The 9,832-nt window shown below is 70.0% G+C and carries 10 protein-coding genes; 3 read left to right on the top strand and 7 right to left on the bottom strand.

Annotated elements, in window-relative coordinates:
* Positions 1 to 939: sigma-70 family RNA polymerase sigma factor (locus AC1DWH_RS17470; protein ID WP_477094756.1), on the bottom strand; the 939-nt coding region annotated here is incomplete at its 3' end.
* A gap of 114 nt (positions 940 to 1,053) precedes the next feature.
* Here AC1DWH_RS17470 and AC1DWH_RS17465 point away from each other — a divergent pair.
* Together AC1DWH_RS17465 and AC1DWH_RS17460 are read left to right on the top strand one after the other, a co-directional pair.
* Positions 1,054 to 1,878 (top strand): hypothetical protein, encoded by an 825-nt coding sequence (locus AC1DWH_RS17465; RefSeq protein ID WP_477094755.1) that lies wholly within the window; start codon positions 1,054 to 1,056, stop codon positions 1,876 to 1,878.
* A 103-nt stretch (positions 1,879 to 1,981) separates the two neighbouring features.
* Positions 1,982 to 2,857 (top strand): phosphotransferase, encoded by an 876-nt coding sequence (locus tag AC1DWH_RS17460; protein WP_477094754.1) that lies wholly within the window; start codon positions 1,982 to 1,984, stop codon positions 2,855 to 2,857.
* 57 nt (positions 2,858 to 2,914) lie between these two features.
* Here AC1DWH_RS17460 and AC1DWH_RS17455 read toward each other — a convergent pair whose 3' ends face one another.
* From AC1DWH_RS17455 to AC1DWH_RS17445, 3 genes are all read right to left on the bottom strand, one after another.
* On the bottom strand, positions 2,915 to 3,214 hold the full coding sequence (locus AC1DWH_RS17455; protein ID WP_477094753.1) for a DUF1540 domain-containing protein: 300 nt from the start codon (positions 3,212 to 3,214) through the stop codon (positions 2,915 to 2,917).
* 123 nt (positions 3,215 to 3,337) lie between these two features.
* Positions 3,338 to 4,135 carry a DUF2510 domain-containing protein gene (locus AC1DWH_RS17450; RefSeq protein WP_477094752.1) on the bottom strand — a complete coding sequence of 266 codons (798 nt, stop codon included), beginning with the start codon at positions 4,133 to 4,135 and terminating at the stop codon, positions 3,338 to 3,340.
* Between the two features lie 119 nt (positions 4,136 to 4,254).
* Positions 4,255 to 5,277 carry a DUF2510 domain-containing protein gene (locus AC1DWH_RS17445; RefSeq protein WP_477094751.1) on the bottom strand — a complete coding sequence of 341 codons (1,023 nt, stop codon included), beginning with the start codon at positions 5,275 to 5,277 and terminating at the stop codon, positions 4,255 to 4,257.
* Between the two features lie 275 nt (positions 5,278 to 5,552).
* Here AC1DWH_RS17445 and AC1DWH_RS17440 point away from each other — a divergent pair, with 275 nt between their 5' ends.
* Positions 5,553 to 6,170: a LysE family transporter gene (locus AC1DWH_RS17440; RefSeq protein ID WP_456846597.1), complete on the top strand. Its 618-nt coding sequence runs from the start codon at positions 5,553 to 5,555 to the stop codon at positions 6,168 to 6,170.
* 109 nt (positions 6,171 to 6,279) lie between these two features.
* Here the strand turns inward: AC1DWH_RS17440 and nrdF are convergent, their stop codons facing one another.
* Genes nrdF through nrdI form a run of 3 tightly spaced genes read right to left on the bottom strand, consistent with a single transcriptional unit; the run spans position 6,280 to position 9,822 of the window.
* Positions 6,280 to 7,254: a class 1b ribonucleoside-diphosphate reductase subunit beta gene (gene nrdF / locus AC1DWH_RS17435; RefSeq protein WP_307494379.1), complete on the bottom strand. Its 975-nt coding sequence runs from the start codon at positions 7,252 to 7,254 to the stop codon at positions 6,280 to 6,282.
* A 34-nt stretch (positions 7,255 to 7,288) separates the two neighbouring features.
* Positions 7,289 to 9,436, bottom strand: a complete 2,148-nt coding sequence (nrdE, locus tag AC1DWH_RS17430; RefSeq protein WP_477094750.1) for a class 1b ribonucleoside-diphosphate reductase subunit alpha — start codon at positions 9,434 to 9,436, stop codon at positions 7,289 to 7,291.
* Entirely contained in the window at positions 9,406 to 9,822 is a 417-nt protein-coding gene (gene nrdI, locus AC1DWH_RS17425; protein ID WP_477094749.1) for a class Ib ribonucleoside-diphosphate reductase assembly flavoprotein NrdI, read from the bottom strand. Before nrdI ends, nrdE begins: the two co-directional genes overlap by 31 nt.
* Positions 9,823 to 9,832 lie beyond the last annotated feature (10 nt).

Raw genomic sequence — 9,832 nt, 5'->3', positions numbered from 1 at the left:
CGCCGCGCCACCGACACCCGCGCCCGCACCGGCGCCGGCTCCAGCACCGGCACCGGCACCAGCTCCTGCGCCGGCCGCCGCCGCGCCCGCCGCGATCCCACCTCCGACGGGCAGCAGCACGCCGAGCGCCCCGAGCCCGAGCAACCCGAGCACCAGGGGCGCGAACACCGCGCGCATGCCGTGGTTGACGTCGCCCAGCTCGAGCACCAGCCCGCGGCACGTCCCGCAGGTGTCGAGGTGCGCCTCGACCTGCGCCGTCTCACGGGTGCCCAGACCGCCGCGCACGTAGGAGCCCAGCTTGCCGGCGACGGACCGGCAGCCGTCGTCGAGCGGGTCCTGCAGGTGCTGCTGGAGGTAGGCCTGCCGCAGGCCCTCGCGCGCGCGGTAAGAGAGCGCGGCGACGCCGTTCGCGCTCAGGCCCAGGATCGGGGCGATCTCGGCGGGGGTCAGCCCCTCGACCTCCGTGTGCCACAGGACCGCCTGCCACCGCTCGGGCAGCGAGTGGAAGGCGCGCGCGACGACCCCCCGCTCGAAGCCCGCGAGCGCCGGGTCCTCGGCGGTGCCGGCCAGCGCGGTCCCGGCCTCGAGGACGGCGATGTCGTCCGTCGGCTGCACGCGGCGGGCCTTCTCGCGCCGCAGCGCGGCCACCCGGCGCACCACGGTGAACAGGTAGGCGCGGAACGCGGTCTCTGGGCCGTTGCCGCGCTGCAGGGCGCCGAAGACGGCCGCGAACGAGTCGGAGACGACGTCATCGGCGTCCGCCGGGGAGTCGGTGTACTGCCGTGCGACCACCCAGGCCGCACCGGAATGGCGTTCGTAGAGCGCGCCGAGGGCAGCAGCGTCACCGGAGCGCGCGGAAGCGATGAGCTCCGCGTCCCCCGTGACCCCGCCGTCGAGCTGCGCGCTTGCTGACACGTAGTGCTCCCGTCGGAATTCCACGTCCGATCGCACAGCCTGCCATATGCGGCGTATCCGCATAACCAGGGTGAAATTCGCCGGGTGAAAAGAACCGGACCCGCGTCATGGCCGACACCTGTCGGCCTCTCAACCGGCGTGACGACGATTCCAGGGCCGAACAGCGCTGCCCTGCCCGCCTTCCCGGGGTCCCCCGGGGACGGCGTCCTGCCCGCGGCGCTCCGCGAGCGGTGGCGCGACGAGAGCGCGCGTTCCGTGTGGCTACGACCCTCCGACTGGTACCACCCGGCCGTCGACGCGCTCGCGACAGCGCTGCTCGCTGCCGGCGACGCGGTGGCCGCCGCCGACGAGCTCGGCCGGGCACGCGGGTACGACGGCGTCGGCATCGGCGAGACCATGGACGACCTCACCTGCCTGTACCGGACCCTCGGCGCCACCGAGCCGCCCATGAACGTCCTGCGTGCGCTCTGCGAGGGCTGGGCCGACGCCCAGGCCGGCACCATCGCGTTCGGCACCGCGCTCGACCCCGAGTCGGGTCTGCCCAGCCGCCAGTACCTGGCCATCCGCCTCGCCGAGACCTACCGCGACGCGGCCCTGCCCACCCAGCGCCGACGGACCGTCACCGACCTCGGGCACCATCTCGTGCTCATCGACGTCGCCGCGGGCAACGTCGATCCGTTCACGCGTGCGGCGCGGTCCGCCGCGGTCGGGGCGGCGATGACGACGACCTACGGCGAGGGTCACCCGATGGCGACGCTCGGCGGCGGGGTGTTCGCCGTGCTCGCGCGGGCCGACGAGGACCCAGGGCCCCCGCTCGAGGTGCTCCACCTCGAGATCGCCCGGCGCTGCGAGCTGCTCGACGTCCGGCCGTCGACCCGCCAGCCTGTCCGGGTGTGGGTCGAACCCCTCCCGGCGACGCACGAACAGGCGCTGGCGACGCTCGAACGGGTCTCCCGGCCCTGATCGGCCGACCTTCTCGACAGGTGTCGATCAGGTAAAGCGCTGGTCAGGCACTTCTTGGTAGTCGACGCGGGACAACCCGGACGAATGCGTCTACCGTCGATCCATGAACTCCGCAGGACTCGTTCCGAGCGGACCCGCGACGCCTTCGGAACCGAGGGCGGCCGGAGCCGCTGAGATTCACCCGCACGACGCTTCCGATGTCCCGACACAGCCCGACCGTCGGTCGACGGTCCACCCCGCGCCGGTCGACCCGGCGCTCGCCGCCTCCGCCGAGCCCGGTCCGCTGCTGGCCTCCGGCGAGACAGCGGACGTGTTCGCGCTCGACGACCACCACGTCCTGCGCCGCTACCGCTCGGGGCGGGACGCCTCCCCCGAGGTCCTGCTCCTGCGCCACGTGGTCGCGCACGGCTTCCCCGCCCCCGACGTGCTGCAGGCGAGCGGGCCGGACCTGGTGATGGAGCGACTGCACGGCCCGACCCTGCTGCAGGCCCTCGGAGCCGGCGAGGTCTCGCTGCCCGACGCCGCCGCGATCCTCACGGACCTGCACGCCCGGCTGCACGCGATCACCCCGCCGGACGGCTGGGGGCCGGACGAGCCCGAGTCGTGGCCGCGCGTCGCGTCCGGGCCGGCGATCGTGCACCTGGACCTGCACCCGGGGAACGTGATCCTCACCGAGAGCCACGGCCCCGCGCTCGTCGACTGGGCCAACGCCCGCACGGGTCCCGCCGAGCTCGACGTCGCGCTCACCGCCCTGATCATCGCCGAGGTCGCCGTCGATGCCGGCGGTGTCTACTCGCAGGCCGCCCGCGCGCTGCTCGCCGCGTTCCTGCAGGCCACCGACCTCGACCCGCTCCCGGCTCTGGACGACGCGGCGGACCTGCGCGCGGCCGACCCGTCCCTGGTGCCCGGCGAGCGCGAGCTGGTGCCGGCCGCCGCAATCCTCATCCGCCACCTGATCGAGGTCGCCGCCCACGGCTGACCCCGGACGCGTCGACGGCCGCCCTGGTCAGCAGGGCGGCCGTCGTCGTGAGAACAGTCAGCGGGCGGCGAAGGTGAGGCAGTCGGCCTCGTCGTGACCCGCACCGATGCGGATCGACGCCGCCGTGCACTCGAGCGAGGAGTTGTGAGAGCACTCGGCGCGCTGGCAGGCGCCGACGTGCGTGATCACCTTGTCGAGGCCGCCCTTGGTGCTCAGCGGGATGAACGTGGTGCACTGCGCGTCACCGGGGGCGCCCCCGATGTTCACAGCGGCCGCGTGGCAGTGCGAGTGGTCGTTGTACGAACAGCCGTCCACCGAACACTCGGCGACGGCGGGCATGTCCATCAGGGTGCTCATGACGACCTCCGTGGGGGCGGGTGGGTGCGTTCCTCTCGACGGTAGACCCGTTCAAGGGACCCTGCCTAGCGCGGACGCCGTGTCCACGCGCAGGTCAGATGCCCAATTCAGGTGAGGCTAGCCTCAGCTCCGGCGGCTGCGGAACTGCCGGAGACGGCTGACGAACGCGCCGATGCTCACGGCCAGCACGACCGCGGCGACCGACGGGAAGAACCAGGACACCGGGTCGCCGGGGTCGGCCGCGGCGGCGACCAGCCCGATCAGCAGCACGACCAGCGAGCTGAGGACCCCGCCGCCCACCGTGACGATCCCGATCACGGACACGACCTCGACGACCGTGTTCGCGGCCCCTCCGTAGTCGGCGTCCCGGCGCGGGGCGTCCGTGACCCCGGGGGGCAGCCACGCCGCCGGCACCATGCCGACCGGGGCCGGAGCGCCGACCGGCGCCGACGGGGTCGACCCGTACGGGGCGATCCCGCCCGGCGCGTCGACAGGACGCGCAGGAGCCTGGTTGCGCACGCCGTCGATCTGGTCGGCCAGGAGCTGTTCGCCGATCCCGGCGATCGCCCCGAGCACCCCGCCTCGTAGCTTCAGCTGGTACGCGGCCTCGACGGCCATCTGCCGCTCGTACTGCTGCTCCAGGTCGCCGGCGGCACCGTGCGCCTGGGCATCCGCGATGACCGCGGCGAGCGGGGAGTCCTTGTAGCGGGGGTCGGTCACCGGCGGGTACGCGTACGTCGGCACCTCACCGGGCGCGCTATAGATGACGCGGAAGCCACCCGGGTTGCCGGCCTGGCCGATGATCTCCTTGCCCGGCCGCGGTGCCGGCTGGACGCTCTGGGTCCAGCGTGCGCCGTCCCACCAGCGCAGCATCCCGTCCGCCTGCGGGTCCGGGTACCAGCTCGGTGGGGGTGTCTCCATCACGACTCCAGGCGATCGGCGCGCACCGACCACGGACGGCCGGTTCCCCGCGTCATCGGTCCGCCGCGACGCCGGGTTGAGCCGCCGCCGCCGCTGCCACCCTCCCGCCACGTTCGAGGCTACGGACGCAGCCGACGCACGCCCGACAGGATCGACGACGACCCTCGCACCGCCTGGCGGATCCCGACGACGACCAGCACGACCCCGACCACCGGGAACAGGCTGAGTAGCAGGAGGATCCCGGCCGACTCCGGCACGCGGGCGTCGCTGGGGTCGGCCGTCGTGTAGATGACACCGATCGACGAGCCCACCGACGGACAGCTGCTCGACGAGTAGTGGGCCTGCGCGCGATAGGAGGTCCCCGCGACGACGAACGTCACCTCCGGGGAGCACATCCGCGTGCCGTCACTGTCCCTCGACTCGTGCAGGTCGACCACCGTGCCGCTGGTCGACGCTTCCCCCGCTCCCGCGCGGGCGGACATGAGCTCGGGGACGAGGAAGAAGACGCTGACCAGGAGGAACACCAGGCCGATGCCGATCGCCTTGAGCCCGTTGGCGACGCCGCCCCCGCGCCGGTTCCCGGCGACGGCCTCCAAGACGTCGGCCACGCCCTGCGCCTGCGGCGAGCCAAAGGCACCGAACGAGACTCCGCCGGCGCCGTAGGGCTGGACGCCGGAGGGGGCGTAGGGCTGGGGTACTGGGGTGCCGTAGGGCTGGGGTACTGGGGCGCCGTACGGCTGCGGTGCGGTGTATCCGTACGTCTGGAGTGTCGCGGCGCCGGCGGGCCGCAATGCCTCGGCGACGTCGGTCTGCTGTGCCGCGGCGCCGGACGGCTGCGCGTCCGTGGGTGCGTGCGGCTGCGGGACGAACGTGCTCCCGGGCTGCGGGCTCGTCGCGACGGCGGCCGGCAGGTACTGCTGGCCGAGCCCACCGATCGCGCCCGCGATCCCGCCGCGCGGCGGCACGGTGTTCGTCGCCTCGAACGCCGCGGCGTACTGCGACACGATCGGCGTGGCCGCCTGCGGCGCCGGCGCATCCGCGACCGTCGGCCGGACGTGACCCGTCCACTGCGCGCCGTCCCACCAACGGTCCGCCCCGGAGGCGTCCGGGCTCGGGTACCAGCCGGGCGGTGCTGTGGTCACATCGGCTCCAGTCGTCGTCGCGCGCGGCGGCGTGGCCTACCCCGCGACCTCGGATCGGCCGTGCCGCGCCCGGAGTTGAGCCGACGGGGGCCGAAACAGCCGAACGGCCGACCCCGAGCGAGCGGCCCTGACGCCGTGGGAATCCGTCGTGCTGCAGTGATGTCCGGCCGTATCCGGAGCAATCCCCCTCCATGGTCGTCAGGCGGCAGTCGGATTCCGCCCTGTGCCCGAGGGCGCGGCATGATGCAGCCCGTGATCGTCCCGGAGCTCCGCGCGTGAGCCTGTCCCTCTGGCTCGCGCTGGTGGGCGCCTGCCTCGTCATCTCGAGCACGCCCGGTGCTGGAGCGGTCAACACGATGTCCAACTCGCTGGGCTCCGGATGGACGCGGTCGATCTGGGGAATCCTCGGGCAGCAGCTGGCGCTCCTGGTGCACATCGCGATCGTGGCCGCCGGCGTGGGTGCGCTGGTCAGCCGCTCGCAGGTCGCGTTCGACGCGATCCGCTACGTCGGCGCCGCCTACCTCGTCTACCTCGGCGTGCGACAGTTCCGGTCGAACGCCGGCGTCGACGGCGTCGCGCAGCTGGTCCGCGAGCCGGCGTGGTCGATGTTCCGTCGCGGGCTCCTCGTGAACCTGACCAACCCCAAGGCGATCGTCTTCTTCCTCGCCTTCCTGCCGCAGTTCGTGCGGCTCGACCGGGCGCTCGTCCCGCAGTACGCCGTCGTCGCGGCAACCGTCGTGGCGGTCGACGTCATGGTCATGTGGTTCCTCTTCGCGAGCGCGGCCCGCGGGCTCGTCCGCCTCACGGCGCAGGAGTCGGGTCGGCGAATGGTGAACCGGGTGTTCGGCGGCCTGTTCGTCGGCGTCGGTATCGCCCTCGCGGTCGTCCACTGACGGAGAGCATGAGCGCGTCGCAGACGCTTGTCGCCGGCGCGCCCCGACACAGCCGAACGGCCGGCCCCCGAGGGGAGCCGGCCGTTCGAGGTGCTGCTGGGCGACGGGATCAGAAGTCCCAGTCGTCGTCCTCGGTGTTGACGGCCTTGCCGATGACGTACGACGAGCCGGACCCGGAGAAGAAGTCGTGGTTCTCGTCGGCGTTCGGGGACAGGGCCGACAGGATCGCCGGGTTCACGTCGGTCTCGTCGCGCGGGAAGAGCGACTCGTAGCCGAGGTTCATCAGCGCCTTGTTGGCGTTGTAGCGCAGGAACTTCTTGACGTCCTCGGTCAGGCCGACGCCGTCGTAGAGGTCCTGCGTGTACTCGACCTCGTTGTCGTACAGCTCGAAGAGGAGCTCGAACGTGTAGTCCTTGAGCTCGGCCTTCTCGGCCGCCGACAGCTTCTCGAGGCCCTTCTGGTACTTGTAGCCGATGTAGTACCCGTGCACGGCCTCGTCGCGGATGATCAGGCGGATGAGGTCGGCCGTGTTGGTCAGCTTGGCGCGGCTGGACCAGTACATCGGCAGGTAGAAGCCCGAGTAGAACAGGAACGACTCGAGCAGCGTGCTCGCGACCTTCCGCTTCAGGGGTGAGTCGCCGCGGTAGTACTCCATGACGATCTCGGCCTTGCGCTGCAGGTTCGGGTTCTCCTCCGACCAGCGGAACGCCTCGTCGATCTCCTTGGTGGAGCACAGCGTCGAGAAGATCGAGCTGTACGACTTGGCGTGCACCGACTCCATGAACGCGATGTTCGTGTAGACGGCCTCCTCGTGCGGCGTGATCGCGTCCGGGATCAGCGAGACCGCGCCGACGGTGCCCTGGATGGTGTCGAGCAGCGTCAGGCCGGTGAAGACGCGCATGGTGAGCGTCTTCTCCTGCTCCGTCAGCGTGGCCCACGACTGCACGTCGTTGGACACCGGGACCTTCTCCGGCAGCCAGAAGTTGCCGACGAGGCGGTCCCAGACGTCCGCGTCCTTGTCGTCGTCGAGCCGGTTCCAGTTGATCGCGGAGACGCGGCTGACGAGCTTGAGCTTCTCGCTCATCGGGTTGCTTCCTTCGTGTCGTTCAGAACCAGGGTCAGAGCATGCACGAGACGCAGCCCTCGACCTCGGTGCCCTCCAGCGCGAGCTGGCGCAGGCGGATGTAGTAGATCGTCTTGATGCCCTTGCGCCAGGCGTAGATCTGCGCCTTGTTCAGGTCACGGGTGGTGGCCGTGTCCTTGAAGAAGAGGGTCAGGGACAGGCCCTGGTCGACGTGCTGCGTCGCCTCGGCGTAGGTGTCGATGACCTTCTCGTAGCCGATCTCGTACGCGTCCTGGTAGTACTCCAGGTTGTCGTTCGTCATGAACGGCGCCGGGTAGTAGACGCGGCCGATCTTGCCTTCCTTGCGGATCTCGATCTTCGACGCGATCGGGTGGATCGAGCTGGTCGAGTGGTTGATGTACGAGATCGACCCGGTGGGCGGCACGGCCTGCAGGTTCTGGTTGTAGATGCCGTGCTCCTTGACCAGCGCGGCCAGCTCGGCCCAGTCCTCCTGGGTCGGGATGTGCACGCCGGCCTCGGCGAACAGCGACTCGATCCGGGCGGTGCGCGGCTTCCAGGCCTTCTCCGTGTACTTCTCGAAGTACTCACCGGTCGCGTACTTCGAGTCCTCGAAGCCGTCGAACGCGCGACCGCGCTCCTGGGCCAGCAGGTTCGACGCACGGATCGCGTGGTACGCCACCGTGTAGAAGTAGATGTTGGTGAAGTCGAGGCCCTCGTCGGACCCGTAGAAGATGCGCTCGCGGGCCAGGTAGCCGTGCAGGTTCATCTGGCCGAGGCCGATGGCGTGGCCGCCGGCGTTCGCGCGCTTGATGGACGGGACCGACTCGATGTCCGTCTGGTCGGAGACGCCGGTCAGGGCGCGGATGGCCACCTCGACCGACTTGCCGAAGTCCGGCGAGTCCATCGACAGCGCGATGTTCATCGAGCCGAGGTTGCAGGAGATGTCGCGGCCCACGTGGCTGTACGAGAGGTCCTCGTTGTAGGTCGACGGCGTCGAGACCTGCAGGATCTCCGAGCACAGGTTCGAGTGCGTGATCTTGCCCTTGATGGGGTTGGCACGGTTGACCGTGTCCTCGAACATCACGTACGGGTAGCCGGACTCGAACTGCAGCTCCGCCAGCGTCTGGAAGAACTCGCGGGCGCTGATCTTGGTCTTCTTGATCCGCGCGTCGTCGACCATCTCGTAGTACTTCTCGGTGACGTTGATGTCCGCGAAGGGCACCCCGTACACGCGCTCGACGTCGTACGGCGAGAACAGGTACATCGGCTCGTTCTTCTTGGCCAGCTCGAACGTGATGTCCGGGATGACGACGCCGAGCGAGAGGGTCTTGATCCGGATCTTCTCGTCCGCGTTCTCGCGCTTGGTGTCGAGGAACCGGTAGATGTCCGGGTGGTGCGCGTGCAGGTACACGGCACCGGCGCCCTGACGCGCACCGAGCTGGTTGGCGTACGAGAACGAGTCCTCGAGAAGCTTCATCACGGGGATGACGCCGGAGCTCTGGTTCTCGATGTGCTTGATGGGCGCGCCGTGCTCGCGGATGTTGCTGAGCAGGAGGGCCACGCCGCCGCCCCGCTTGGACAGCTGCAGGGCGGAGTTGATGCCGCGCGCGATGGACTCCATGTTGTCCTCGATGCGCAGCAGGAAGCAGGACACGGGCTCGCCGCGCTGCGCCTTGCCGAGGTTGAGGAACGTGGGCGTCGCCGGCTGGAAGCGGCCGGAGACGATCTCGTCGACCAGGGAGATCGCGAAGTCCTGGTTCCCCTCGGCGAGCGCGAGGGCGACCATGCAGACCCGGTCCTCGAAGCGCTCGAGGTACCGCTTCCCGTCGAACGTCTTCAGCGTGTACGACGTGTAGTACTTGAACGCGCCGAGGAACGTCTGGAAGCGGAACTTCTTCGAGTACGCGTACTCGAAGAGCGTCTTGATGAAGGCGCGGTCGTACTGCGCGAGGACCTCGGGGTCGTAGTACTTGTTCTCCACGAGGTAGTCGAGCTTCTCGTTCAGGTCGTGGAAGAACACCGTGTTCTGGTTGACGTGCTGCAGGAAGTACGCCCGCGCCGCCTCACGGTCCTTGTCGAACTGGATCTCGCCGTTCGCGCCATAGAGGTTCAGCATGGCGTTGAGGGCGTGGTAATCCAGTCCCGACGTCTCTACGCGGGTATCTGCGACTGTCGCTGCCAAAATCTTCCCAATCCCTCACGGACGGCTGTGACGTCCTCGTTCGTTCCCATGAGCTCGAACCCGTACAGGTAGGGGACGTGGCACTTGGCCGCGATGATGTCCCCCGCGATGCAGTAGGCCTCGCCGAAGTTCGTGTTGCCGGCCGCGATGACTCCGCGGATCAGCGCACGGTTGTCCTCGTCGTTGAGGAACTTGATGACCTGCTTGGGTACTGCCCCACCCTCGTTGCCTCCGCCGTACGTCGGCAGGATCAGCACGTACGGCTCGGAGGCGTGCAGGAACGGGTCTGTCGGCCGCAACGGGATGCGCTGGGCCGCCAGACCGAGCTTCTGCACGAATCGGTGGGTGTTGTCCGAGGCGGAGGAGAAGTAGACCAGGGAGCTCATCGGCCAGGTC

The organism is Cellulomonas sp. P2_F12, from assembly GCF_056403775.1.
Note: the sequence above shows the minus strand (reverse complement) of the source record. Positions and strands in the feature narration are given on the sequence as shown.